The organism is Dermacoccus sp. CCH2-D9 (genome assembly GCF_001556795.1).
GTDB lineage: Bacteria > Actinomycetota > Actinomycetes > Actinomycetales > Dermatophilaceae > Dermacoccus > Dermacoccus nishinomiyaensis.
The window spans coordinates 13895-38725 of sequence record NZ_LSJT01000051.1 but is presented as its reverse complement, the minus strand read 5'-3'; the positions used below and the strand labels follow the sequence as shown (position 1 = coordinate 38725).

The 24831-nt window shown below is 69.3% G+C and carries 22 protein-coding genes, 2 tRNA genes, 1 other RNA gene and 1 pseudogene; 13 read left to right on the top strand and 13 right to left on the bottom strand.

The window, feature by feature from the left end:
- Window positions 1-197: 197 nt before the first annotated feature.
- The 6 genes from AX669_RS05000 to AX669_RS04975 all read right to left on the bottom strand — a co-directional run bounded on the left by AX669_RS05000 (window position 198) and on the right by AX669_RS04975 (window position 4122).
- Complete coding sequence (locus tag AX669_RS05000) at window positions 198-1169, bottom strand: NAD(P)H-quinone oxidoreductase (RefSeq protein ID WP_062257004.1); 972 nt, start codon at window positions 1167-1169, stop codon at window positions 198-200.
- A gap of 9 nt (window positions 1170-1178) precedes the next feature.
- Complete coding sequence (locus AX669_RS04995; protein WP_006945317.1) at window positions 1179-1907, bottom strand: molybdenum cofactor guanylyltransferase; 729 nt, start codon at window positions 1905-1907, stop codon at window positions 1179-1181.
- A gap of 93 nt (window positions 1908-2000) precedes the next feature.
- Window positions 2001-2564 carry a TetR/AcrR family transcriptional regulator gene (locus tag AX669_RS04990; protein WP_074046582.1) on the bottom strand — a complete coding sequence of 188 codons (564 nt, stop codon included), beginning with the start codon at window positions 2562-2564 and terminating at the stop codon, window positions 2001-2003.
- A gap of 608 nt (window positions 2565-3172) precedes the next feature.
- Window positions 3173-3262 (bottom strand) — tRNA-Ser (locus tag AX669_RS04985).
- Between the two features lie 54 nt (window positions 3263-3316).
- Entirely contained in the window at window positions 3317-3832 is a 516-nt protein-coding gene (locus tag AX669_RS04980; protein WP_062257000.1) for a LytR C-terminal domain-containing protein, read from the bottom strand.
- Complete coding sequence (locus AX669_RS04975; protein WP_062256997.1) at window positions 3829-4122, bottom strand: hypothetical protein; 294 nt, start codon at window positions 4120-4122, stop codon at window positions 3829-3831. Before AX669_RS04975 ends, AX669_RS04980 begins: the two co-directional genes overlap by 4 nt.
- A 61-nt stretch (window positions 4123-4183) precedes the next feature.
- Between AX669_RS04975 and AX669_RS04970 the strand changes: the two genes are divergently transcribed.
- Entirely contained in the window at window positions 4184-5746 is a 1563-nt protein-coding gene (locus AX669_RS04970) for a helicase HerA-like domain-containing protein (protein WP_062257013.1), read from the top strand.
- Window positions 5747-5843: 97 nt separating this feature from the next.
- Here the strand turns inward: AX669_RS04970 and AX669_RS04965 are convergent, their stop codons facing one another.
- Together AX669_RS04965 and AX669_RS04960 are read right to left on the bottom strand one after the other, a co-directional pair.
- On the bottom strand, window positions 5844-6650 hold the full coding sequence (locus AX669_RS04965) for a LytR C-terminal domain-containing protein (protein WP_165584696.1): 807 nt from the start codon (window positions 6648-6650) through the stop codon (window positions 5844-5846).
- 158 nt (window positions 6651-6808) lie between these two features.
- Window positions 6809-6898, bottom strand: a tRNA-Ser gene (locus AX669_RS04960).
- Window positions 6899-7023: 125 nt separating this feature from the next.
- On the opposite strand from AX669_RS04960, the gene AX669_RS04955 reads away from it, so the two are divergent.
- Window positions 7024-8379, top strand: coding sequence for an MFS transporter (locus AX669_RS04955; RefSeq protein WP_083607409.1), 1356 nt, complete (start codon window positions 7024-7026; stop codon window positions 8377-8379).
- Between the two features lie 69 nt (window positions 8380-8448).
- Here the strand turns inward: AX669_RS04955 and AX669_RS04950 are convergent, their stop codons facing one another.
- Window positions 8449-8652 carry a hypothetical protein gene (locus AX669_RS04950; protein WP_062256995.1) on the bottom strand — a complete coding sequence of 68 codons (204 nt, stop codon included), beginning with the start codon at window positions 8650-8652 and terminating at the stop codon, window positions 8449-8451.
- 18 nt (window positions 8653-8670) lie between these two features.
- Here AX669_RS04950 and AX669_RS13280 point away from each other — a divergent pair, with 18 nt between their 5' ends.
- Window positions 8671-8886, top strand: a complete 216-nt coding sequence (locus AX669_RS13280; protein WP_074040918.1) for a hypothetical protein — start codon at window positions 8671-8673, stop codon at window positions 8884-8886.
- Between the two features lie 161 nt (window positions 8887-9047).
- Here AX669_RS13280 and ffs read toward each other — a convergent pair.
- Window positions 9048-9142, bottom strand: an RNA gene (gene ffs, locus AX669_RS04940) — signal recognition particle sRNA small type.
- Window positions 9143-9302: 160 nt separating this feature from the next.
- Here ffs and AX669_RS13850 point away from each other — a divergent pair.
- The 6 genes from AX669_RS13850 to AX669_RS04910 all read left to right on the top strand — a co-directional run bounded on the left by AX669_RS13850 (window position 9303) and on the right by AX669_RS04910 (window position 18235).
- Window positions 9303-12758, top strand: coding sequence for a DNA polymerase III subunit gamma and tau (locus AX669_RS13850; RefSeq protein WP_062256991.1), 3456 nt, complete (start codon window positions 9303-9305; stop codon window positions 12756-12758).
- A 288-nt stretch (window positions 12759-13046) separates the two neighbouring features.
- Window positions 13047-13544, top strand: coding sequence for a hypothetical protein (locus tag AX669_RS04930; protein WP_050786613.1), 498 nt, complete (start codon window positions 13047-13049; stop codon window positions 13542-13544).
- Window positions 13545-13601: 57 nt separating this feature from the next.
- Window positions 13602-14201, top strand: a complete 600-nt coding sequence (gene recR, locus AX669_RS04925; protein WP_038571803.1) for a recombination mediator RecR — start codon at window positions 13602-13604, stop codon at window positions 14199-14201.
- A gap of 258 nt (window positions 14202-14459) precedes the next feature.
- Window positions 14460-15725, top strand: a complete 1266-nt coding sequence (locus AX669_RS04920) for an aspartate kinase (RefSeq protein ID WP_006947193.1) — start codon at window positions 14460-14462, stop codon at window positions 15723-15725.
- 104 nt (window positions 15726-15829) lie between these two features.
- On the top strand, window positions 15830-16873 hold the full coding sequence (locus tag AX669_RS04915; RefSeq protein ID WP_006947191.1) for an aspartate-semialdehyde dehydrogenase: 1044 nt from the start codon (window positions 15830-15832) through the stop codon (window positions 16871-16873).
- Between the two features lie 273 nt (window positions 16874-17146).
- Window positions 17147-18235, top strand: coding sequence for an aspartate-semialdehyde dehydrogenase (locus AX669_RS04910; protein ID WP_062256989.1), 1089 nt, complete (start codon window positions 17147-17149; stop codon window positions 18233-18235).
- Here AX669_RS04910 and AX669_RS04905 read toward each other — a convergent pair.
- Window positions 18177-18599, bottom strand: coding sequence for a hypothetical protein (locus tag AX669_RS04905; RefSeq protein ID WP_062256987.1), 423 nt, complete (start codon window positions 18597-18599; stop codon window positions 18177-18179). The genes AX669_RS04910 and AX669_RS04905 overlap by 59 nt on opposite strands.
- Before the next feature lie 281 nt (window positions 18600-18880).
- Here AX669_RS04905 and AX669_RS13845 point away from each other — a divergent pair.
- The 4 genes and pseudogenes from AX669_RS13845 to AX669_RS04890 form a co-directional block, all read left to right on the top strand.
- A pseudogene (locus tag AX669_RS13845) lies at window positions 18881-19576 on the top strand (transporter substrate-binding domain-containing protein); the annotation flags it as partial.
- Window positions 19577-19642: 66 nt separating this feature from the next.
- The gene (locus AX669_RS13840; RefSeq protein ID WP_050786614.1) at window positions 19643-20266 is read left to right on the top strand and encodes an amino acid ABC transporter permease; all 624 of its coding nucleotides are present in this window, start codon (window positions 19643-19645) and stop codon (window positions 20264-20266) included.
- Window positions 20263-21120, top strand: coding sequence for an amino acid ABC transporter ATP-binding protein (locus AX669_RS04895; RefSeq protein WP_231729418.1), 858 nt, complete (start codon window positions 20263-20265; stop codon window positions 21118-21120). The genes AX669_RS13840 and AX669_RS04895 overlap by 4 nt, the downstream gene beginning before the upstream one ends.
- 31 nt (window positions 21121-21151) lie before the next feature.
- Window positions 21152-21781, top strand: a complete 630-nt coding sequence (locus tag AX669_RS04890; protein WP_062256985.1) for a GPP34 family phosphoprotein — start codon at window positions 21152-21154, stop codon at window positions 21779-21781.
- A 537-nt stretch (window positions 21782-22318) separates the two neighbouring features.
- Here AX669_RS04890 and AX669_RS04880 read toward each other — a convergent pair.
- Together AX669_RS04880 and AX669_RS04875 are read right to left on the bottom strand one after the other, a co-directional pair.
- Window positions 22319-23500 (bottom strand): acyl-CoA dehydrogenase family protein, encoded by a 1182-nt coding sequence (locus AX669_RS04880; protein ID WP_062256982.1) that lies wholly within the window; start codon window positions 23498-23500, stop codon window positions 22319-22321.
- 105 nt (window positions 23501-23605) lie between these two features.
- Window positions 23606-24772 carry a cysteine desulfurase family protein gene (locus tag AX669_RS04875; RefSeq protein WP_062256980.1) on the bottom strand — a complete coding sequence of 389 codons (1167 nt, stop codon included), beginning with the start codon at window positions 24770-24772 and terminating at the stop codon, window positions 23606-23608.
- Window positions 24773-24831: the final 59 nt, after the last annotated feature.

Genomic DNA, 24831 nt, shown 5'->3' with positions numbered 1-24831 from the left:
GTGACGGGGCGTCGGGTGTGGAGGTCAGCGAGGGGAGGAGGAAGGCATCGACGCATGCCCCACGGGGTTCCGCATGCGCAGGTCAGGGCTGAAACCCTGTCATGCGGGATCGCAGCTCCCAGAGGTGCGCCGGGCCGGCGCACCCCGCACCCGGCCGCCCAGTCACTCCGCTTACCCCGTTGCAGAGCGTGCCGCGCTCAGAGCGTGAGCAGCACCTTGCCGATGTGCCCCGACGCGGCGAGTTCGCGGTGCGCGTCCGCTGCCTGCGCGAGCGGGTAGGTGGCGTGGACGATAGGCCGCACGGCGCCCGATTCGACGAGCGGCCACACCGTGTCGCGCACCTCGCGCACGATCGTGGCCTTCTCCGCGAGCGGACGCGAACGCAGCGACGTCGCCGTCACCTGGGCGCGCTTGGCGAGCAGTTTCGCGAGGTCGAGCTCGGCCTTGGCCCCGCCCTGCATGCCGATGATGACGAGCCGGCCGTTGGGCGCGAGAGCGTCGATGTTGCGGCTCAGGTACTTGGCGCCCACGACATCGAGGATGACGTTGGCGCCACCCTCGGCCGCGACGGCGTCGACGAAGTCCTCCTCGCGGTAGTTGATGAGGGTCTGTGCGCCGAGCGCCTTGCATGCGGCGAGCTTTTCGGCCGAACCGGCGGTGACGGCGACGCGCGCGCCGAGCGCCGTCGCCAACTGGATCGCCATCGTGCCGATGCCGCTGCTGCCGCCGTGCACGAGCAGCAGTTCACCGGGCTGCAGGTCAGCGGTGAAGACGACGTTCGACCACACCGTCGCGGCCACCTCCGGCAACGCGGCGGCCGTCATGAGATCGACGCCGCGCGGCACGGGCAGCACCTGGCCGACGCGGACGTTGACGTACTCGGCGTAGCCGCCGCCCGCAAGCAGCGCGCACACCTCGTCACCGACGCGCCAGCCGACGACGTCGGGCCCGAGCGCGTCGATCGTGCCGGAGACTTCGAGGCCGAGGACGTCGGATTCTCCGGCAGGCGGCGGATAGTGCCCCTGACGCTGCAGCAGGTCCGCCCGATTGACACCCGCAGCGGCGACCTTGATGCGTATCGAGTCGCCCTCGGGCGCGGGCAGATCGGGCACCTCGGCAAGGGTCATGACGTTCTCGTCACCGAATTCGGACAGCATGATCGCCTTCATTCCTCGACCCTACGACGCGCCCCGCGCACGATGAAACGCCAGATCGTCGACGGTGTCGACGTCGCGGGCGTCGCCCGGGTCGACGGGGGTCTCAGCGAGAGCGAGGGATGCAAGCAACGCACGCATCGACGCGCTGGCAGGGTTCCCGATCGCCTCGCAGGCCGCGGCCAGGGCATCGGCGCGATACACCGCGAGAAGCGGCTGACGACGGCCATCGACGACGGCGACCGCTCCGTCGAGGCAGGACGTGCTGGTCGCCCGCATCGTCAACGCCGCGTCGAGGAGGCCGGGGAGGGCATGGCCGCCCCGGGGCGTGTCGCCGGCGACGAGGGCTATCCACTCGCCGGTGCTGACGTCGAGCGCCCGCGCCAGGGCAGCGACCGGGCCGCCCAGGGGCGGATCCTCCTGCACCCAGGTGACCTGCTCGCGACGGATCGCGCGCGGCGGACCGACGACGATGACGGGCCATGATGTCGGGAGCGAGGCCAGCGTCGAATCGAGCACGCTGCGGGCGCCGAGCGATACGTCCAGCTTGTCGTCCTGAGCGCCGCCGAAGCGCCGCGACGTGCCGCCGGCGAGCACGACGGCCGTGACGGACAGGTTCAGATCGGGCCGTTCGTCGCCTGCGCTGCCCCTGCCCGCCCGCCGGCCTGCCGGTTCTGCGGCGGCGCCACTCAGCCACGAATCGGTGCCGTTGGGTCGGGAGGCGTGCTCGTCGAAAGGCTCGTGCGAGGTCATGGGTCCATCGTCGTGGACGCGAGCGGGCGGTGGGTGCGACACGACGTCATCGCGCCGTCGCAGGTGGGTGATCCCGGCGAGGAGGCGTTCAGGTCAGCTGCGCGGCAGGCGACGCGCGCTGTCGACGAGCTGGCGGGCGCTCGCGTCGAAACCGTCGTAACTGCGAGCTGCGCGGGCCGTCATCGTCATGCCGATCATCGAGCTCGTGAGCAGGCTCGCGTACTCGCGCGCTGCGGCAGTGGTGACGCTGCAGTCGGTCAGGGCCTTCGCGAGGCCACCCTTGAACGCGTCGAACGCTGCACGGCAGCGTTCGAGCTGCGTCGGGTTCTCGGCAGCTACGGTGACCGCGCCGACGGCCGAGCCGGCCTCGAACTTCGTCTCGTCGAGGTAGGTCCGCAGGCGGCCGAGCAGTTCGCTGACGACTTGTTCAGGCGAACGACGTTCGACCGACGCCACGACGTCGAGCCACTGCTGGGCGTTGAGGTCGATGGCGGCGAGAACGAGTTCCTGCTTGCCGCCGGGGAAGTGGTGATAGATCGAGCCGCGCGGTGTCTGCGTCGCCTGCGTCACCTCTGCGAACGAGGTGGCCTGCAGGCCACGGCGGGCGAGCAGGTCGAGGGCACCGGAGATCATGCGATCTCTGACGGGCGACGGCATCGGAGCTCCTTCAGGCAGGTTCAGGGTTTGCAGAAAACCCATGTTGCACAGGAGGGAACCCACGTTCGCTCCTTGAACACTTTATACACCGTCTGTGCTCTTTTTGTTCTGCGGGCGTGCTTCGCCTGGCACTGGCGGCCGATAACTAGGACGATGCAAGCGGGCGAGGGTGAAGAGTTCACGCGTTCGTGTAGAGAATTTTACCCGTTCGGTGGGAGTGTGTGCTCCCCCACAGGTGTGGGTTGCGTGCTGCCTGGTTGTTCAGCGCTGCCATCGTAGCTGGACATGTGGCCAAGTGTGGTGGAGTTGCTACAGCCACAAGAATATTGCGTCGCAACTCCGGTCGATGATGCTGGCGGTGCGTCGTCTTGGGTACGGCAGGTGGTGGGTCGCAGGTGCGGCCGGTGTGGCGTCAGCGACGCGTCGAGGGTGGGTCAAGTGCGTGTCGCGTGTGCGTCATGTGGCGGTGGGACTCCGTCGCGGCACGCGGGCTCGCTTCGCTCGCGCGCATGGCGCTCCTCCCAAATCCCCCGTGCTCATTCAGAGATGCGGAAGACCCCCTCCGGGGCGACTTCGTCGCTGATCCCGGAGGGGGTCTTCCGCATCTCTGGCGGTGGCGGTGGGATTTGAACCCACGGTGGAGTTACCCCCACACACGCTTTCGAGGCGTGCTCCTTAGGCCGCTCGGACACGCCACCGGTAAGAACATTACAACAGCGATGCGTCGGAGCAAAAACGAGATGAACGAACCGTCACTTGCACACCGGCGACGGCGACGGCGACGCAGGCGCCGCAGCGATCGTCGGGAACGACGAACCGACGACGACATCCACACTGTTGCCGTCACGCCCGTCCTGCACGAGCTTCGCGCCCGGCACCAACGTCGCGACATACCGCTTCGCCAGCGCCGCGCCGTCAGGGCCGAAACGCACCTCGCCGACACCGTCCTCGCTGTGTTGATACGGGTCGTTGCCGACGACACCCATCCTGAACCCGTGCGTGCGCAACGCCTCCGCAGCCGTTGCCGCCGCACCCTTCGACCCGCTCGCGTTGTAGACGTTGAGCGTGAACGATGCGCTCTCCGGCGGCGCCGAGCTCACCGTCCCGTTCGGACATGGGCCGCTCTGCTTGCTCGGCGACGAGATGAACGTCGCCGCGAACACGATCGCGCCGAGCACGAGCAGCGCGCAGAAGACGAGGATGGCGATGGAACGGCGCTCGCGACGCTTGCGCGCCCGAGCGAGACCGTTGTCGCGGACATAACTCATAGGGACAAGACCCTTGCGTGGAAGGTGGCGCGCGACTGCAAGGCGGCCCGCAAGGCGCGATGCAGCCCGTCCTCCAGGTACAACTCGTTCTGGTACGCGACGACATGCGCGAAGATGTCGCCGTAGAACGTCGAATCCTCCGACAACAACGCCGACAGATCGAGCGTCGTACGAGTCGTCGTCAGATCCGCCAGACGCACCACCCGAGGCGTCACCGGCGACCAGTCCTTGGGCGTGACGAGGCCATGGTCGGGGTAGGGGCGCGAATCGCCCACGGCCTTGAAGATCACGGCCCTATTTTATGTGCCCACAGTGCTGGGCGCGCACGCGCCGGGCGGATACGCTCACGACGTGACCGAAAAGAATCAGCTCGAAGCCATCCGCAGCGGATACGCCTTCGACGGCGCCTCCCTCGAGCTCGGCGCAGCCGTCGAGGACAACACCGCCAAGCCCGACGTGCAGGTGCGCCTGCCGCTGTCGATGATGAACCGCCACGGCCTCATCGCCGGCGCCACCGGAACGGGCAAGACCAAGACGCTGCAGCTCATGGCCGAGCAGCTCGCCACCAACGGCGTTCCCGTCTTCATGGCCGACATCAAGGGCGACCTGTCCGGTCTCGCCGAACCGGGTGAGTCGAACGACAAGGTCGCCGCCCGCGCGAAGGACGTCGGGCAGGCGTGGGAGGGCAAGGGCTTCGACGTCGAATACCTCAGCCTCGGCGGCGAGGGCAAGGGTGTGCCTGTGCGTGCCACCGTCACCTCGTTCGGCCCGACGCTGCTGTCGAAGGTGCTGGGGCTCAACGCAACCCAGGAATCCAGCCTCGGTCTCATCTTCCACTACGCCGACGCCAACGGGCTCGCCCTGCTCGACCTCAAGGACCTGCGCGCCGTCATCACGCACCTGACGTCCGACGAGGGCAAGGCCGACCTCAAGAACCTCGGCGGGCTCAGCTCGGCGACGGCCGGCGTCATCCTGCGCAACCTCATCGCGTTCGCCGATGGCGGCGCCGAGGTGTTCTTCGGCGAACCCGAGTTCGCCACGTCCGACCTCATGCGCACCGGCGCCGACGGGCACGGCATCATCACCTGCCTCGAACTGCCGAGCGTGGCCGAGAAGCCCGCACTGTTCTCGACGTTCCTCATGTGGATGCTCGCCGACCTCTTCCAGGAACTGCCCGAAGCGGGCGACCTCGACAAGCCGAAGCTCGTGTTCTTCTTCGACGAGGCGCACCTGCTCTTCGACGGCTCGAGCAAGGCGTTCGTCGACCAGATCGAGCAGACCGTCCGCCTCATCCGCTCCAAGGGCGTCGGCGTCTTCTTCGTCACCCAGACGCCCAAGGACGTGCCGTCAGGCGTCCTCGGCCAGCTCGGCAACCGCGTGCAGCACGCGTTGCGCGCCTTCACGCCCGACGACCAGAAGGCGCTCACCGCGACCGTGCGCACCTTCCCCAAGAGCGGCTACGACCTCGAAGAGCTGCTGACGACGCTCGGCACCGGCGAAGCGATCGTCACCGTACTGTCGGAGACCGGTGCCCCGACGCCCGTCGCCTGGACGCGCATGCTCGCACCGACGTCGAAGATGGGCCCGGCCGCACCCGAGACGATGGACCGCATCGTGTCGTCGTCGCCACTCGCACCCAAGTACTCCGAAGCGATCGACCGCGAATCGGCCTACGAGAAACTGCAGGGACGCCTGACGCCCGACACAGCGGGTGCGGGGAGCGACGCCGACGCGGCGCAGAACACACCCGCTCCCGAAGCGCCCCACGCGCCCGCCAAGAAGGAGAAGGACGACCCCGGCCTGGTCAGCCAGGTCGTCCACTCCTCCGCCTTCAAGTCGTTCATGCGCTCCGCCGGTACCCAGATCGGCCGCGAGATCACCCGCAGCCTCTTCGGCACCGCCCGCCGTCGCTGACGATCAGCGCATCAGAGGCGCACGCACCCAAGACACACGAGGGACGCCCGACCAGGGCGTCCCTCGTGTGACTTCCACCTACCAGAGCTTGTTTCCCTCAGCAGCCGCCCGACGCTGACGGTGACGCACTCGGCGACGCCGTCGCCTGCGACAACGGCACGACCTTGCCGTCCGTCGGCCACTTCGAACCCAGATACAGGCGCACGGCCGAACCCTTGATGTCGACAGCGCCCTTCGTCTGCGTGTCCTGCAGCAACCGCGAACCGGGGATACTCATCTGCAGGCGCTGCGCGTCGGGCAGGCCCTCCTCGTCGTACACGATGACGGCCGAGTCGTCCGGGTAGTACGCCTTGTCGTTCGCCTCGGCATCCGCGTGGAAACCCTGCTTGCCGAGCTGACCGGCGACGTCCGCCGCGAGGCCCGGCATGAACGTCGTGTTGAGGACGGTGACGGAGACGTTCTTCACCGCGCGCGGCGGGCGCGGCGTCAGCGAGAACTTGTTGCCGATGACGATGTCGATCGTCGGATCCGTGCGCTCGTCCTGATACAGGTTTGCGTGGGGGATCTGCTTGGCGACGTTGAGCGCGATCGTGCGGCCGTTCTTGCCGTACCGGATCTCGGCGAACTTGGGGGTCGGACGATCGTCGCTCAATGGGTCGTTCTTGACGTCCAGCGTGTGCATGCCGCGCCAGCCGAGCTGCTTCGCGACGGTGGCACCCTCACCGCTGCGGTCGCTCGCGTTGTAGACGTTGGCGTAGATGCTCGACCACGCGACCGTGCGTGACGGCGACGGGTTGCCGGGTGGGCACGTCGGCGCAGCCTGCTTCGGCTTGTCGCTCGAGCACCCCGTCAACGCACCTGCGGCAACGACGAAAACCGCTGCAGTGCTGGCGGTTCGGCGCATCATCACGATCCTTTCGACCCGGCTCGCACGACGACGAACCACCCCCGGAAGTGCCCAGTGTACGGCGGGCCGCGCACCCACGCCGACGGCGACCGTCCCTCGGCGCGCAGACACGACGATGCCCCGCCGGGCGAACCGGGCGGGGCATCGATCACGTGTGGCGGAGGATATGGGATTTGAACCCATGAGGGGTTTCATCCCCAACACGATTTCCAATCGTGCGCACTAGGCCACTATGCGAATCCTCCGCCGAGAACTGTACTGCACCGCGGCGCATGCGCCCAAGTCGGGCGGTGCAAGCAGCGTCGAGGGAACAGCCGGGGAACGACGGGTGCGCAGGGGCTCGTCGGTGCGGGCTGTCACCATGGGGGGCGTGACGCACGACAACACGAGCCCCGACGACACCCGCGCAGCCCGTGTGCGCTGGAGCGACCTGCCGCTCGCGGCCAAGCTCATGCTCGTCAGCATCGTGTTCGACTTCGTCGGCACCGGCCTCATCATGCCGTTCGGCGTCACCTACCTGCACGAGGTGCGCCACCTCAGCCTGCAGGTGACGGGCATCCTGCTGGCCCTGCCCGCGATCGTCGGGTTGCTCGCCGTCGGCCCCGGCGGTGTCGTCATCGATCGTGTCGGTGCGCGTCGCGTCGTCATCACGGCCGTCGGGCTCGAGATCACCGGGCAACTGCTCATGGCCGGGGCGCACGACGTCGGGCGGGCCGCACTGGCATTGACGCTCTCCGGAATCGCGACGGGGGTGATCTTCCCGGCCGTGCAGGCGATGGTCGCAAGCGTCATGCCGTCGGACCAACGGCAGTTCTTCTTCGGTCTCAACTTCACGCTGCTCAACCTGGGCATGGGCATCGGCGGGGTGCTCGGCGGGGCCATCGTCGACGTGACGCGGCCGTCGACGTTCGAGCTCGTGTACGTCATCGACGCCGCGACGTTCCTCGTCCCACTCGCGCTGTACCTGGGTCCGCTGCGACACCACGGCGGACGCGTCGAGCACCCCTCGAGCCCTGACGGCGACGCGCCGCGCGGCGGTTACGCGCAGGTGCTGCGCGAGCCGACCATGCGGCTGCTCGTGCTGCTCGGATTCATCACGGCCTTCATCGGCTACGCGCAGTTCGGAGTCGGATTCCAGGCCTTCGCCCGCAGCGTGGCGCACGTCTCGACGCAGGTGCTCGGCTGGGCGTACGCGGCGAACACGGCCGTCATCGTCGTCGTGCAGATCCTCGTGCTGCGGCTCGTCTCCGGCAGGCGGCGCACGCGCGCGCTGCTGCTCATGTGCGGCCTGTGGTCGCTGTCGTGGACCGTGCTCGGCCTCGCGGGCTGGTCGGGGGAGCGCTCCGCGACGATGGCCGGCGTCCTCGTCTGCGCGTCGGCGGCGATCTTCGGCGTCGGCGAGACGTTCCTGCAGCCGACGCTGCCCGCCATGGTCAACGACCTCGCCCCGGACGCCCTGCGCGGGCGCTACAACTCGGCCTCCGCGGGAGCCTTCCACCTGGCCGAGATCGTCGGCCCGCCGTTCGCGGGCCTGCTCATCGGGCACGCCCTGGCCGGCTGGTACACGCTCGCGCTCGTCCTCGGATGCGTGGGCGCGGCCGCCGTCACCCTCGCCGTCGAACGGCGCCTCAGCCCCGCCGTCAACGGGCTCGGCGCGCCGCGCGAACCCGACGTCGCGGGCGAGCTGGCCCTCGAGGTGCAGCGCGCCAAGCTGAGCGGAGAGTAGGTGCGTGAAAACCCCTTCGGTGATGAGCGGCGGCTCGTAGCCTGACGCCATGCCCCGACGCGTCGCCCGTCACGCCGCGCCGCTCGGCGACGGACGCGTCATGTGGCTGCTCGGCGACACGCGTCGCGCGCCCGGCCACGGGGCGACCATGGTGTCGAACTCGATGCTCATCAGCACGCGGGGGTGCTTCGCGCAGGTGCTGACGGGCGGCGCCGTCATCCCCGGTCCCGGTGTTGCGGGCGAGCGGTTGGCGGCGTGGCCGACCTGCGTCATCAGCCTTGATCGCGGTCGATGGAGCGAGCTTTCGTCTGCACCAACACGATCAGGCGGCACGGCGGGTTCTGGGGGTTCACGTTGCTCGGCACGTCGGTGACGCGCTTCGTCGTGCCGGACGGCGGGGCGGCGCGACGCCTCGAGACCGTCGCGCTGAGCGCAGACGACGACACGCTCGACCACATGACGTGGGGGACGGCGAGCGTCGCCGATGACGGGTGGATCGTCGTGTAGGGCACCCGTGCGCCGACGGGCGGCTTCGGACGCGAGGTGTACGTCGCGCGCACGCGTCCGGAGGACACCGAGAACATGGCGCTGCGGCAGTACCGCGGCGCGACGGGCCGGGGCCCCCGACGTCAGATGACGCCCGGGACGCGGCTGGGGCCCTGTGAGACGTGAGCGCCCCCCGCGTACCTGGAAGAGCTCTCCTACCCTTGCTGCATTCCTGCCCTGGGGGAGTTCGGAGAGGTACCACCACGCGGGGGGCTTGGCATGAGTCTACCGGGGACGCTGCGAGGGCGGTAATCGTGGGGTGGTCGGCGCTCCGGGCGGCGCTGGACGGGTGGTCGGGCGACGCGTGATCGGCCTGCTCGTAGGGCGTTCTCCGCGGGATCTCGGGGTTGTCGGCGCGCGCCACTAGTGTTGCTCGCATGACAACGGCCCTGTACCGCCGCTACCGCCCCGAGACGTTCGCCGACGTCATCGGCCAAGAGCACGTCACCGAACCCCTCATGCAGGCGCTGCGGACGGGGCGCGTCAATCACGCGTACCTGTTCAGTGGTCCGCGCGGGTGCGGCAAGACGACGTCGGCGCGCATCCTCGCGCGTTGCCTCAACTGCGAGCAGGGCCCGACGCCGACGCCGTGCGGGGTGTGCGACTCGTGCGTGGCGCTCGCTCGCGGCGGTGCCGGCAGCGTCGACGTCATCGAGATCGACGCGGCCTCGCACGGTGGTGTCGACGACGCGCGTGACCTGCGTGAGCGCGCGTCGTTCGGCCCGGCGAGCAGCCGCTACAAGATCTACATCATCGACGAGGCGCACATGGTGACGCCGCAGGGCTTCAACGCGCTGCTCAAGATCGTCGAGGAGCCGCCGGAACACGTGAAGTTCGTGTTCGCGACGACCGAGCCGGAGAAGGTCATCGGCACGATCCGCTCGCGCACGCACCACTACCCGTTCCGCCTCGTGCCGCCGAAGAAGCTGAGCGACTACATGGAGACGCTGCTCGACGCCGAGGGCGTCGCGTACGAGCCGGGCGTGCTGTCGTTCGTCACGCGCGCGGGTGGGGGTTCGGTGCGTGACTCGCTGTCGGTGCTCGACCAGCTCATCGCCGGGTCGGGGCCCGAGGGGCTGACGTACGCCGGCGCAGCGAGCCTGCTCGGCTTCACCGATGACGAACTGCTCGACGGCATCATCGAGGCGTTCGCGGCCGGTGACTCGGCGGCGGTCTTCCGGCAGATCGACCGCGTCGTCGAATCGGGCGCCGACCCGCGACGGTTCGTCGAGGATCTGCTCGAGCGTCTGCGCGACCTCATCGTCGTCGCGGCCGTGGCCGAGGGTGCAGGCGCCGTGCTGCGCTCGGTGCCGGAGGATCAGCTGGAGCGCATGCGCTCGCAGGCGGCCTCGTTCGGCGCGGGGGCGCTGTCGCGCGCGGCGGACGTCATCAATGCGGGCCTGACGGAGATGACGGGTGCGACGTCGCCGCGCCTTCAGCTCGAACTCATGTGCGCGCGCGTGCTGCTGCCCGGCATCGCGGGTCTCGACGGATACGCGGCGCGACTCGACCGGATGGAACGTCGCCTCGACATGGGCGAACTGCCGCCTCGTGCTGCCGCGGGGCCGGTGCCACATGCGCCGGCGATGCCTCCCGCCGGTGCGTCGGCGCCGACGCAGGGCGGGGTCGGCGCGAGCGCCGGCGCGGCCTCTGGGGTGGGTGCGAATGCTGACGGGGCAGGACGCTCGGGCGGTTCCGGTGAGGACGCCGCATCGGCGACGGCGGGTGTGACAGGGGCGGCGGGCGCTCCTCAGCCGGCAACGACACCGAGATGGCAGAGCCCGAGTGCCGGTGCAGCGCAGGAGAACTCGTCAACAGGTGACGATCTGTCTCGCGCGCCGGGCGCCGGGGCGGGGGGTGGTCGTGCTGACACCGCCGGCGTTGAGGGCGGGGATGGTCGCGCGGGTCAGTCGGGTGCCTCTCGCCCGGCAGGTCACGGCGAGGCCGCACCCGAGCAGGGTCAGCGGGCCGCTGCGGCCGCGCGCGACGACGCGCGGGCCGAGCAGCCGCAGAGCGTCACGGGAGGCGTGAGCGAGGCCGAGCGAGAGCGCGCGCAGCGTGATTTCGATGCGACGCAGCAGTCCGGCGGCGCGTCGTCGCCGCAGCAGGGTTCCGGCGAGCGTGAGAGCGGTCAGCCGGCGCGCGGAGGCATGAGCACGGACGACATCCGTCGGGCGTGGCCCGACGTGCTCGACCGCATCTTCCGCATCAAGCGCGTCACGTGGACGCTGCTCAGTCAGAACGCTCAGGTGGCCGAGTTCAACGGGCGCCGGTTGATCCTGGGCGCGACGAGCGAGGGCCTCGCCGGCACGATGAGTCGCGGGCAGCACATGGAGGTCGTGCGTCAGGCGCTCATCGAGGCGATCGGCGTCGACGTCGCCGTCGAAGCCCGCGCCATGACGGCCGGTGCCGCGGCGCCGTCGGGTCAGGGCGGGGGTCATCAGGGGGCGGCCAACGCTGCCCAGGCGCGCCAGACGTGGTCGTCGCCGAACGCGTCGCCCGCGGGTGAGGGGCCGAACGCGCAGCAGTCTGCGCGGGGATGGTCGTCGCCGAACGCTGCCCCCTCGGGGGCGCAGGGTTCGTCCCGACCCCAGGGGGATGGCGGGCAGTCTGGCTCATCGGATGGCGGGTCGTGGGGTGACGAGCCCGCGCCGCATGACGCGCCGCCCGACGACAGGTCGCAGTTCGACGAGATGGCGCAGTTCAGCGCGTCGATCGATCCTTCGTCGTCCGCCGGTGGGGCGGCTGACGGGCGTGTGAACGTGCCAGCAGGCTCTCACCGTGGCGAGGGTGTTGACGCTCGCCGCCAGGGCAGCCCGGGCCATGATGGTGGTTCGCGTGGTGCGACGCAGGATGCGTCCGGCCAGAACGCGTGGGGCGATCCCGCCTCGGGAGGAGCGCGCTCCGCTGCGCCGCAGCAGGGTCGTCAGGGCCAGGGACGCCCCGGTGGGTGGCGCGATCGCACCGGTTGGAACGGGGCGCAGGGCGGCCATGCCCGCGTCGATCCGGCGCGGGCCGGCGACCCCGCCGAGGGCGTCGCGCCGCGTGAGGCTGATTCGCCGCGCCAGGACGCAGGCCTCGCGGCTGCCGCCGCGCAGAGCAGCGCGTGGGGTTCGGATTCGCGCGGCGACTGGGGCGCGCAGGCCGGCCCGGCGCCGTCATGGGCGAACGACGACGCGTCTCCCAGCATGCGCGGAGCCGGCCACGGTTCTGCGGACGAATCCTCGCGGAACCAGGGATCGGCCAACGGCGCCTCGAACAGGGGCGACGCGTCCGGTGGCGTCGCGAGGGTGGGCGCGAATCCTTCGGGGCGCTCGGCCGAGGCATCGCCGGCTGACAACGGCGGCCCGAGCAGCGGCGTCGGTGCCAGTGGTGTCGACGACAGTGCGGGTGCGCCCTTGAGCGCGGGGGAGCCCATTCCTGACTGGATGGAGGACGAGCCCGAGACCGACGTCGAGGCCGTCTACGATCCGCTGCCGCCTCGTTCGGGCGAGAGCGATCGAGCCGGTGCTCGCGAGCGCGCCGGCGATGGGCAGGCCGAGGCGGCCCACGACTCGGCGGCGGCGGGCAGCGTTGCGCCTGCGCCGCAGCCGACGCAGGGCGCCGTCGACGACGGGCGCGCGCTGACGCCGCGTCAGCGCGCCGAGAAGGCGGCGCGGGAGGCCGCGCAGCGTCAGGAGGATGCCGAGCGGGGCGGGCGCGGCCGCTTCGATGATGCGTCGGCGAGCGTCGACGACGAGGACATCGAGAACTCGGACGCCGTCGGGCTGCCGATCATCAAGTCGGTACTGGGCGGCACGGTCATCAAGGAAGAAGGCCCTGACGCGAACTGACCTGACGCGGGCTGACGAAAGTCGTGGCAGCGCTGCGTGGCGCGACCGTGACGGATGCCAGGCCTTGGCCCGGGTTCTACCGGGCCGTAGGGCACGGGCCGGCTCGCGGGGCGCGTCAGCACAAGCGGGATGCGACGGCGACATGCCAGCAAGAGCGGGACGCGACAAAGACGCGGCAGTGAGAGCGGGCCGCACAGCAGACGCGTCAGCAAGAACCAGTCACGCGGGAGACGTCAGCAAGAGCGGGGCGCGATGGAGAGTGGGCGAGTGAGAAGAATGATGGGACGCATGGGACGAGCAGGGTTCGCCTTCAGGATCGACACGGCGTTGGCGCCGCATGAGGCGTGGCGGCGCGTCGTCGACGTGTCGGCGCACGGCGAGGTCGTACCGTTCACCACGGGTCGCGGGCCGGCTCCCGAGGACGCAGTCGTCGGGTCGCGCTACGTCGCGCGGACACGGCTCGGGCCGCTTGGCTTCGACGACGTCATGGTCGTCCGGGAGATAGAAGCCGGCCGGCGCGTCGTGTTCGAGAAGGTCGGTCGCCTCCTCGGCGGTGTCGTGACGGTCGAGATCACCCCGGTGCGCCGGGCCGCCGGGCCCGACCGGGCAGACGGCGAGCGCGGCCTCGACGGCGGTGCACAGGTCGCCTGGGAACAGAGCATCACCCTGCCGTGGGTGCCGGGTCGCCTTCGCCCCGCCGCCGCGTTCGTCACCCGCGTGGCGGCACCCGCTATCGGCGCAGGCTATCGCCGGGTGGTGACGAAGCTGCTCGATCCGCGCCGCTGACCTACGCCCCGCGCGCTCGATTGGGGTTGTCACCGGTGACGCGTAGGCTTGCCGATCGTGTATGAAGGCGTGGTTCAAGACCTCATCGACGAGCTCGGTCGGCTGCCCGGTGTCGGGCCGAAGTCGGCGCAGCGCATCGCGTTCCACCTGCTCGAGGCGGATGCCGATGACGTTCAGCGTCTCGCGGAGGTGCTGCTCAAGGTCAAGGAGACAGTGCACTTCTGCGAGGTGTGCTTCAACGTCGCCGAGACGAACCTGTGTCGTGTGTGCGCCGACCCGCAGCGCAACCCGGCGCTCATCTGCATCGTCGAGGAGAGCAAGGACGTCGTCGCGATCGAACGCACCCGCGAGTTCCGCGGGCGCTACCACGTGCTCGGCGGTGCGTTGAACCCGATCGAGGGCGTCGGCCCGGGCGACCTGCACATCACCGAGCTCATGGCGCGCCTCAGCGACACGTCGCTCGAGGAGATCATCATCGCGACCAACCCGAACCACACGGGTGAGGCGACGGCGAGCTACCTCGCGCGCCTCATCGGACCGATGGGCGTGACGGTGAGCCGCCTCGCATCCGGCCTGCCTGTCGGCGGCGATCTCGAATACGCCGACGAGGTGACGCTCGGCCGTGCCTTCGAGGGCCGCCGCGTCCTCGTGTTCTGACGCCCCGTGATGTGACGCATCCTTCGTCGCGGGCGTGCCGCCTCGACGAACATGAGTTCGGCCCGACGAATACGAGCGAAATGGTCGAACACGAGCGGCAGATCGCTCAGGTTCGACCATTCCGCTCGTACGGGCCGACAGCTGGTCATATGGCGCCCGTCGCGGCCGCAGAACCAGTATCTGAGCGCTCAGCGAGCCTGCAGGGCGCAGTGCCTAGACTCGCCGTGACCGACCGAAGTCGACCCCCGGAGCAACACCGTGAGCCTGATCGTCCAGAAGTACGGCGGTTCGTCCCTCGCCGACGCCGACAGCATCAAGCGTGTCGCGCGACGCATCGTCGACACGAAGAAGGCGGGCAACAGCGTCGTCGTTGTGGTCTCCGCGATGGGCGACACGACGGACGAGCTGCTCGACCTCGCCGCGCAGGTCAGCCCCGCGCCGCAGGCGCGCGAGATGGACATGCTGCTGACGGCGGGGGAGCGCATGTCGATGGCGCTCGTCTCCATGGCCATCGCGAACCTCGGCCATTCGGCGCGCAGCTACACCGGCAGCCAGGCGGGCGTCATCACCGACGAGGTGCACGGCAGGGCGAAGATCATCGACGTGACGCCCGGCCGCATCCAGCGGGCCGTCGACGAGGGGCACATCGTCATCGTCGCCGGGTTCCAGGGCGTCAGCCAGAGCACGAACGAGATCACGACGCTCGGACGCGGCGGTTCGGACACGACGGCCGTCGCGCTCGCCGCCGCCATCAAGGCCGACGTGTGCGAGATCTACACCGACGTCGATGGCATCTTCACCGCCGACCCGCGCATCGTGCCGAAGGCCCACAAGATCGACCGAATCACCAACGAGGAGATGCAGGAGATGGCGGCACAGGGCGCGAAGGTGCTCATGCTGCGCTGCGTCGAGTACGCCCGCCGATTCGACCTCCCCATCCACGTGCGTAGCTCCTTCAGCCACCACGAGGGCACCTGGGTCGTCAACGACAAAGAAGGAGACACCGTGGAAGACCCGATCATCGCCGGCGTCGCGCACGACCGCAGCGAAGGAAAGATCACGATCGTCGGCATCCCCGACTCACCCGGGCGCGCAGCCGCCGTCTTCCGCGCCGTCGCGGGCGCGGGCCTCAACGTCGACATGATCGTCCAGAACGTCTCCGCCGGCGAGGACAAGCGCACCGACATCTCCTTCACCGTGCCGAAGGACGAAGCGCCCAAGGGTGTCGCCGTCCTCAACGCGATGAAGGACGAACTCGGCTTCGACCGACTCCACTACGACGACACGATCGGCAAGCTGTCGCTCGTCGGCTCCGGCATGCGCTCCAACCCGGGCATCTCGGCGACGCTGTTCCAGGCGCTCGCCGACGCCGGCATCAACATCGAGATGATCTCGACGTCCGAGATCCGCGTCTCGGTCGTGACGAGCAGCGACGAACTCGACGAAGCCGTCCGCCTCGTCCACACCGCATTCGGGCTCGACGCCGACGGCGAGGCCGTCGTCTACGCCGGCACCGGCCGCTGACGGGCAACGTCTGCAATCGCGGAACGGCATCCGGTGCTGACGACGCGACGCCATCATCACAGCGGGGACGCTCGACGTCTGGCCGCGCGAAAGGAACGTCACCCATGAACAAGGAACTGAATCTCGGCGTCGTCGGCGCGACCGGCCAGGTCGGCCGCGTCGTCCTGCAACTGCTCGAGGAGCGGAACTTCCCGATCAAGAGCCTGCGGCTGTTCGCATCGGCGCGCAGTGCGGGCAAGACGCTGACGTTCAAGGGCGTCGACTACACCCTCGAGGACGCGGCGACCGCTGACCCGAGCGGCCTCGACGTCGCGATCTTCTCCGCAGGCGGCGACACGTCGAAGGCGCTCGCACCGAAGTTCGCGGCGGCGGGCGTCACCGTCATCGACAACTCCTCGGCGTGGCGACGCGACCCCGAGGTGCCGCTCATCGTCAGTGAGGTCAACGGCGAGCAGATCGCGAACACGCCCAAGGGCATCATCGCCAACCCGAACTGCACGACGATGGCCGCGATGCCGGTGCTCAAGCCGCTGCACGACGCCGCGGGGCTGATGCGTCTCGTCGTCTCGACGTACCAGGCCGTCTCCGGGTCGGGCGTCGCCGGGGTGGCCGAACTCGCCGGGCAGATCCGCAAGGCCGCTGAGGCCGACATGGAGAAGATGGCGCTCGACGGCGAGGCCGTCGACCTCGGCGCGCCGAACAAGTACGTCGCGCCGATCGCGTTCAACGTGCTCGCCATGGCCGGTTCGATCGTCGACGACGGCACGAACGAGACGGACGAGGAGCAGAAGCTGCGCAACGAATCGCGCAAGATCCTCGACCTGCCCGAGCTCGCCGTGTCCGGCACGTGCGTGCGCGTGCCGGTGTTCAGCGGTCACTCGCTCAGCGTCAACGCAGAGTTCGAGCGCGCCATCACCCCCGAGGAAGCCCGCGACCTGCTCGCCGACGCCCCCGGCGTCGAACTCGCCGACGTGCCGATGCCGCGCGTCGCCGCAGGCAAGGACCCGAGCTACGTCGGACGCATCCGCCAGGACGCCTCCGTCGCCGACGGCAAGGGTCTCGCGCTGTTCATCAGCAACGACAACCTGCGCAAGGGCGCGGCGCTCAACACGGTGCAGATCGCCGAACTCATCGCTGCCGCCGGCTGACCCCCGCCCCAACGGCGATTCCTGTCCCCATCGGCGAATCTGGCCCCCATCTGCGATTTTCGGTCACATGCAACGTGGGTTGGGTGGGGCGGTCAGGCGGGACGTGAAGCCACAGGTGATGGGGCGAGAAGTGCGCCAGGCGTTGGGCCCACGGGATCGAACGGTGCAGACGGCGGGTGCGATCTCGCCCAATCATGTGAGTTTCCAATCGATCTGGCGTCAACCGGGCAGGCGGACGGGTTCGTCGTCAGTGACGGCGCCTATGCTCGGAACGTGACTGCGAACCAGCCCGAACGGCCCGTCCTCGCCGTCGTCGGCCCCACGGGGCTCGTCGGCCAGGCGGTGATCGACGTCCTCGCGACGCGCGCGGACGCGTGGGACGACGTGCGTCTCTTCGGCTCCGACCGATCTGTCGGACGCAGGATGCTGTTCGGCGTCGACGAACTCGAGGTCGAACCCCTCGACAGTGAGAGCTTCGCCGGCGTCGACGTCGCCATCTTCGCGACGCCCGCAGACGTGTCGGCGAAGTGGGCGCCGTTCGCGACGGCGTCCGACTGCCTCGTCGTCGACACCTCCGCCGCGTTCCGTGATGACGACGACGTCCCACTCGTCGTGCCCGAGGTCAACGCGGCTGCGGCGTTCGAGCACCCCCGCGGCATCGTCGCGATGCCGTCGGGCCCCGCGATCGTCATGCTTCCCGTCCTCGCGACGCTGCACGAGCACTGGAGCCTCACGCACGTGACGGCGACGTCGATGCAGGCCGTCACCGGCGCGGGCAAGCGGGGCGCGGAGCGTCTCTATGAAGAGGTATCGGCGCTCACCGGCCACCCGCGCATCGGCCAGATGCCCGGTGACGTCCGCCGCTACGTCGCCGATCTGCCCGACGACTCACCGTTTCCGGCCCCGATCGTCAGCAACGTCGTGCCCTGGGTGGGTGAGCACGTCGGCGGCGGCTGGTCGAGCGAGGAGAACGACATCGCGCACGAACTGCGTGACGTGCTCGCGCTGCCGCAGCTGCGCGTCGCCGTCACGTGCGTGCAGGTGCCGATCGTCACGACGCACATGTCGACGCTGCACGTGAGCTTCGACAAGAAGGTCAAGCCCGACGACGCGCGCCGCGCCATCGTCGAGGGCGCGAACGGCGCGATCGTCATGCCCGACGAAAACGGCACCGACTGGCCGACGCCCGCCGACGCCGTTGGCACCGACCCCGTGTGGGTCGGGCGCGTGCGTCAGGTCGAGAGCAACCCGCACACGCTCGACTTCATCGTGTGCGGCGACAACATCCGCAAGGGCGCCGCGCTCAACGCCCTGCAGATCGCCGAGATGCTCGTTGGGGTCGGGCGCTACGCGCAAGCGTGAGGCCGGTCGCGTCGACGGCGTCGAGTTGCCGACCGAGCCGACGCATGAGCCACCAGCGCCGAATCCAGAAGACGGCATTGACGGTGAAGAAGGCGGCCGCGAGCCAGTCCCACCACGAACGACGGCCATCGACGACGTCCAAGCAGCGCATCAGGGCAAGGCCGGTGAAGGCCAACGCACCCATCGCTCGCGCCCAGGGCAACTGCGCGACGCGGGCGCGTTGGATGTCGCGGTCGTGCGGGTCGTCGAGCATACGGCCGGCGCCGGTGGCGGCGTCGATGCGGCGCTTCTCGGGCGCAGGCATCAGCTCCAGTTCGTTGAGGAGCTTCGATCGGTCCAGCTCGCCCAGCACGCGTCGCGTCATGCCGCGATTCTTGCAGTTCTTCGACGGCGCCGGTGGCCGCGTGAGGGGCGCCGCGCGAGGCCGGCTGGAAGTGGGGCGCCGATAGGCCCCCCGCGGGCGGTCTGCACCATCGATGCATAACGGTGAGTTAGGCGACATGAAATAGGAGATTGTTTAATCGGGGCGTAATCTCGACTCTCGTGAAGACGCCCAACCGTGACCGTTTCGGGGTGCTGCGAGCCCGAAGCGTCCTCGTCGCGATCCTCAGCTTCGTCGCAGCCCTTCTCCTGGGTGGCCTGACGATGACCACCGCCGCCGCGCAGCAGGCCCCTGCCGTCACGAAGACCGACGACAAGCTGCCGGACACGATCAAGGTCGGCACTGAGGGCGTCTACGCTCCGTTCTCGTTCCACCAGGCGGGCAAGCTCACTGGCTACGACGTCGACTACTTCCGCGAGGTCGGCAAGCGGCTGGGGGTCAAGGTCGAGTTCGTCGAGACGCAGTGGGATTCGATGTTCGCCGCCCTCGACTCGGGCCGTATCGACGTCATCGCCAACCAGGTCGGCGCCAACGCTGAGCGTCGCGCCAAGTACGACCTGACGAAGCCATACGTCGAGAGCCACGGCGTCGTCGTCGTCAGGGATGGCTCGTCGATCAAGAACCTCGCCGACATCAAGGGCAAGAAGTCGGCGCAGAACATCACGTCCGACTGGGCAGGCGTCGCGAAGAAGGCGGGGGCGAACGTCGTCTCCGTCGACGGCATGGACAAAGCTGTCGAGCTGCTCTCACAGGGGCGCGTCGACACCTTCGTCAACGACGAACTCGCCGTCAAGTACTACCTCGCGACGCACGAGAACTCAGGGCTCAAGATCGCGAGCCGCACGAGCGACACCAGCCAAGAGGTCTTCCCGACGAAGAAGGGAAGCAAGCTCTCGCCCGCGATCAACACCGCCATCGATGAGATGAACGCCGACGGCACGAGCAAGAAGCTCTACGCCCAGTACTTCGAGACGGAGGCAAAGGGCACGAGCGTCACCGACACGATCAAGAACAACATCGGCCCGATGCTCGTGGCGACGCTCAAGGGCACGATTCCGCTGACGGCGGCGTCGTTCGCCATCGGCCTCGTCCTCGCCCTGGGCGTCGCGCTGGCACGCATGAGCGCCAACGCGGCCCTGTCCTGGCCGGCGCGCATCTTCATCTCGATCTTCCGAGGCACACCGCTGCTCGTGCAGCTCGCCATCATCTTCTTCGGCATGCCGCAGCTCGGGATCAAACTCAGCCCATGGCCGTCGGCCATCATCGCGTTCTCACTCAACGTCGCGGCGTACTCCGCGGAGATCATCCGCGCCGCCATCCTGTCCGTGCCGAAGGGGCAGTGGGAGGCCGCGGAGACGATCGGCATGAACCGGGCGACGGCGCTACGGCGCATCATCCTGCCGCAGGCGTTGCGTGTCGCCGTCCCGCCCCTGTCGAACACGCTCATCTCCCTCGTCAAGGACACGTCGCTCGCCTCGACCATCCTCGTCACCGAGATGTTCCGCCAGGCTCAGATCGCCGCCGCACCCTCGGGTGACTTCCTCGAGCTGTACGGTGTCGCCGCCGCGATCTACTGGGCTCTGTGCTTCATCCTCTCCCTCGTCCAGGGCAGGCTCGAAAACCGACTCGGAAGGCACGTCGCACGATGACTCCTCACGGTTCCACACCCGCCCGCCCCGGGGACGCTCGTTCCGCGGACGCCGCGTCGACCTCGACCACGGACGCCCTCGTCGACGTCCGTGGTCTGACGAAGTCGTTCGGCTCGCTCGAGGTGCTTCGCGGCGTCGACTTCACCGTCCCGTCGGGGTCGGTGACGGTGCTGCTCGGCCCGTCGGGTTCGGGCAAGACGACGGTGCTGCGTTCGCTCAATGCGCTCGACCTGCCTGAGGCGGGCGTCGTCCGCATCGGGGACGCCGAGGTCGACTACGTCGACGTCCCGCGCGGGCGTGACGGCCGCGCGAAGGGTGACGCTGCCAAACGTGTCGGTGCGCTGCGGGCGAAGACGGGGATGGTGTTCCAGCAGCACAACCTGTTTCCGCACAAGAGCGTGCTCGAGAACGTCACCGAAGGCCCGATCGTCGTGCAGGGCGTCGCGAAGGCCGACGCCGACGCGCGGGGGCATGAGCTTCTCGCGAAGGTGGGTCTCGACGACCAGGCCGACAAGTACCCCTACCAACTCTCGGGTGGGCAGCAGCAGCGCGTCGGCATCGCACGCGCTCTGGCCCTCGCACCCGAGCTGCTGCTCTTCGATGAGCCGACGTCAGCGCTCGACCCCGAACTCGTCGGGGGAGTGCTGAGCGTCATGCGCGAACTCGCCGACGAGGGCCGCACGATGATCGTCGTCACCCACGAGATCGCGTTTGCGCGTGACGTCGCTGATCAGGTGCTGTTCATGGACGGCGGCGTCATCGTCGAACGCGGCGAGCCGTCACAGGTCATCGACCACCCGCGCGAGGCGCGCACCCAGGCGTTCTTGAAGCGCATCCTCGACCCGCTGAGCTGAGTCGTGATCGCGGACGCGCGATACTGATCAGGTGCTGATCAGCGAACGTCTGTGGATCATGAGCTTGGACGATCGAGGACTGCCCAGGGTCACCGGGGCACAGGTGTGCGTCACGGCTGGGTTGATGCTCGATCTGCGGTCCGCGGGCCTGATCGAGTGGACGGGCGACCGGATCCGCCGAACCGCCGAGGTTGCGCCCGAGGGCCTGCTGGGATGGGCGGCGAACCGTCTGGACGAGGTGCGCGGGCCGACACTGGCGCGCTTCGTCATCGACGCGCTCTACCCGGGTGCGTGGGAACACGTCGGTATGAGCCTCGTGGACCAGGGGACGGCGAGGATGACGCGGCACGGGCTCCGCCGCAAGCCGCGATTCTCGTTCACGACGACGCCTCTACGGCGTGAGATTGTCGATGCGTCACGCGCGTTGCTCTTCGACGACGCCGCCACGCACGATGACGACGCCGTCCTCGCGGTGCCGGGCGCGGCAGGAATCGGGGACGAGTTGCTGTCCCGGTCGCCGTTCACGGACGAATCCGTGGCTGTCGCTTTCGCCGACCGCGAGCCCGGATCACTGCAACGGCGGGTCGACGAGGCGATCTCCTTCGCCCTCGTGCCCTTCTACGCGAGCGGCTATTACTCGACCGGTGCCAACCCGGGGTGACGTGCGAGCGGACTTCCCGCACGCCGGTCCGACGAGCTACGGCTGATTCGGCTGGTGGAGCCTGGGCCGTGAGCCCGCGACGTACCCCGCACGTGAGTGGCTCACGTGCGGTCCTGGAGGCGCAGAGCGCGCACGGCCTCCTCACCTCGGACGACGTCCCCGTGAGCGTAGGCATCATCGCCTTCAGTGATGTCGCGCTTCGCGTCCTCGTCGGTGAGCGTTGCCAGGGTCTCGGCTTGGTCGACGTGCTCTGAGTGGTCGAGACGCGGCGGCCCGTCATCAGGCGGCGGCTGATGTGCGACGAGAGTCAGGCATGCCACGAGGTAGTCATTCAGACTGGCATGCCACGAGGTAGTCATTCAGACTGACCCCCGCGGCGTCGGCCTGATGTTCCAATGACCGCAACACGTCATCCGAGATGCCGTCGATCGTCAGGGTCACCATGCCGCCAGGCTAGCAAGGCGCAGGTTTCGTAGGACGCTCCCCGCCGTGGTCGCGAAGGAAGCCGCCGTCGTCTCGGAGGCTCCGAGGATCGACTCAGCGGAACGCCGACTGACCCGTCAGGGCATTGCCGAGGACGAGTTGGTGCACCTCGCTCGTGCCCTCGTAGGTCATGACCGACTCGAGGTTTCCGGCGTGACGGATGGGGGAGTACTCCGTCGAGATGCCGTTGGCGCCGAGGATCGTGCGGCACTCGCGCGCGATGGCGATGGCCTCGCGGCAGTTGTTGAGCTTGCCGAGGCTGATCTGCTCGGGGCTCACGCCCGCGCCGTCCTTGAGGCGCCCCAGGTGCAGCGCGAGGAGCATGCCCTTGGAGACCTCGAGCGTCATGTCGGCGAGCTTGCCCTGCGTCAGCTGGTAGCCGCTGAGCGGTTTGCCGAACACCTGGCGGGTCGCGGCGTAGTCGAGCGCTGTCTCGAGCGAATCGCGGGCGGCGCCCATCGCGCCGAAGACGATGCCGAAGCGCGCCTCCGACAGGCACGACAATGGCCCCTTGAGCCCGCGCACCTCGGGGAAGACGGCATCAGCGGGCAGACGGACGTCGGTCAGCGACAGCTCCGCCGTCACCGACGCACGCAGCGACATCTTCTTCGTGATCTCGCGCGCCTCGAAACCGGCGGTGTCCGTCGGCACGACGAAGCCGCGGATCTTGTCGTCGGTCTGCGCCCAGACGACGGCGACGTCGGCGATCGTGCCGTTCGTGATCCACATCTTCGTGCCGTTGAGCACCCAGTCGTCGCCGTCGCGCTTGGCGTGGGTGCGCATGCCGGCCGGGTCGGAACCGAAGTCGGGCTCGGTCAGGCCGAAGCATCCGACGGCGTCTCCCGCCGCCATCCGCGGCAGCCACTCGGTCTTCTGCTCCTCGCTGCCCCAACGCCAGATCGCGAACATCGCGAGGCTTCCCTGCACGCTGACGAGCGAACGTATACCCGAATCGGCAGCTTCGAGCTCGTGACACGCCATGCCGTACGCGGTCGCCGACGAACCGGCGCACCCGTAGCCGTCGAGGTGCATGCCGAGCAGCCCGAGCTCGCCGAGCCCCTTCGCGAGCTCACGCGCCGGGACGCTCGCCTCGTCATACCAGGTCGGCAGATTCGGACGCACGTGGTCGTCGCAGAAGCGTCGGACGAGGGCCTGGACGTCGCGCTCGTCGTCGCTCAGGAGCCCGTCGATCGCGACCAGACGGTTGAGTTCAGGGTTGCGGGAGAAATCACTCACGCCACCATCGTGCCTCACGCGGTGAGCGCCGGCCCCGTGTGCACCTGTGCGATCTGCGTCCCCATCCGCGATTCTTGGTCAGATTCGTCGGCGGCCCGGCGCTCGTCAGGCGACGTGGCGAAACGCCGCGACGAGGCTCGTCGCGGCGCGGTCGATGTCGGCGGATGTCGTGGCGCGCCCGAGCGTCAGGCGAATCGCGCCGAGCGAGACGCCGTCGTCACACCCCATGGCGACGAGTGTCGTTGCGGGGGAGTCGATTCCGGCGTGACACGCGCTGCCGGTGGACGCTTCGACGTCAGGCGCTGCCTCCAGCACCTCGCGCCCGAGGCGCCCCGGCAGGGAGATCATCAGCGTGTTCGGCAGACAGTTCTGCGCGGGGCTGAGGCGAACGAGGCCGGGCACGGCCGTCGAGAGGCGGAGCCACAGCTCGTCACGCAGGCTCATCATGCGCAAGGCATCGTCGGCGAGGCGCGAGAGTGCGAGCTGCGCGGCCCGCCCGAGGCCGACGATGCCGGCGACGTTCTCCGTCCCCGGACGCAGCCCGCGCTCCTGGCCCGCGCCGACGACGAGGGGCTCGATCGGTGTGCCACGCCTGACGTACAGCGCGCCGACGGCCTTGGGGGCGTACAGCTTGTGGCCGGCGAGGCTGAGCAGATCGACGCCGAGGTCGTCGACGTCGACGCCGATCTTCCCGACGGCCTGCGCCGCGTCGGTGTGGACGAGACCGCCCGCCGCGTGCACGCTCGCGGCGAACTCACGGACGGGTTGAATCGCCCCGGTCTCGTTCTGCGCGAGGATGATCGAGCCAAAGGCCACATGGTCGCGCGGCATGGGTGCGAGGTCGACGTGGCCGGCTCGCGTCACCGGCAGCGTCACGACGTCCCAGCCGTCGCGCGCGAGAAGCGCCATGGGCGCCGACGTCGCCGGGTGCTCCACGGCCGACGTCACGACGGTCGAACTCACGTCGGCCGCGGGCGACGCGCCAGCGCGACGAAGCGCCGCCGTCACGCCGCGGATGGCGAGGTTGTTCGCCTCCGTGCCGCCGGAGGTGAACGTCACCTCGTCCGCCGACGCACCGATGAGCGCAGCGACGTGCTCGCGCGCATCGTCGACGGCACGGCGGGCCAGGCGCCCGGCCGGGGTCGCGCTCGACGGGTTGCCGCAGTGCTCGGTGAGATACGGCCACATCGCCCCGGCGACCTCCGGCGCGACGGGCGTCGTGCCGTTGTGATCGAGGTAGACGGGGCGGGCGTCGTCAGGCCGAGAACTCATGCTGACGATCCTGCCGCGACGCAGGGGCGCATCCAACTCGCGGTGCTGGTGCGGCCGTC

Coding starts and splice junctions, on each gene's coding strand:
- AX669_RS05000 (WP_062257004.1), bottom strand. CDS start 1,169: ATGAAGGCGATCATGCTGTCCGAATTCGGTGACGAGAACGTCATGACC.
- AX669_RS04995 (WP_006945317.1), bottom strand. CDS start 1,907: ATGACCTCGCACGAGCCTTTCGACGAGCACGCCTCCCGACCCAACGGC.
- AX669_RS04990 (WP_074046582.1), bottom strand. CDS start 2,564: ATGCCGTCGCCCGTCAGAGATCGCATGATCTCCGGTGCCCTCGACCTG.
- AX669_RS04980 (WP_062257000.1), bottom strand. CDS start 3,832: ATGAGTTATGTCCGCGACAACGGTCTCGCTCGGGCGCGCAAGCGTCGC.
- AX669_RS04965 (WP_165584696.1), bottom strand. CDS start 6,650: ATGCGCCGAACCGCCAGCACTGCAGCGGTTTTCGTCGTTGCCGCAGGT.
- AX669_RS04950 (WP_062256995.1), bottom strand. CDS start 8,652: ATGACGCAGGTCGGCCACGCCGCCAACCGCTCGCCCGCAACACCGGGA.
- AX669_RS13280 (WP_074040918.1), top strand. CDS start 8,671: ATGGAGCGAGCTTTCGTCTGCACCAACACGATCAGGCGGCACGGCGGG.
- AX669_RS13850 (WP_062256991.1), top strand. CDS start 9,303: ATGACAACGGCCCTGTACCGCCGCTACCGCCCCGAGACGTTCGCCGAC.
- AX669_RS04930 (WP_050786613.1), top strand. CDS start 13,047: ATGGGACGAGCAGGGTTCGCCTTCAGGATCGACACGGCGTTGGCGCCG.
- AX669_RS04915 (WP_006947191.1), top strand. CDS start 15,830: ATGAACAAGGAACTGAATCTCGGCGTCGTCGGCGCGACCGGCCAGGTC.
- AX669_RS04905 (WP_062256987.1), bottom strand. CDS start 18,599: ATGACGCGACGCGTGCTGGGCGAGCTGGACCGATCGAAGCTCCTCAAC.
- AX669_RS13840 (WP_050786614.1), top strand. CDS start 19,643: ATGCTCGTGGCGACGCTCAAGGGCACGATTCCGCTGACGGCGGCGTCG.
- AX669_RS04895 (WP_231729418.1), top strand. CDS start 20,263: ATGACTCCTCACGGTTCCACACCCGCCCGCCCCGGGGACGCTCGTTCC.
- AX669_RS04875 (WP_062256980.1), bottom strand. CDS start 24,772: ATGAGTTCTCGGCCTGACGACGCCCGCCCCGTCTACCTCGATCACAAC.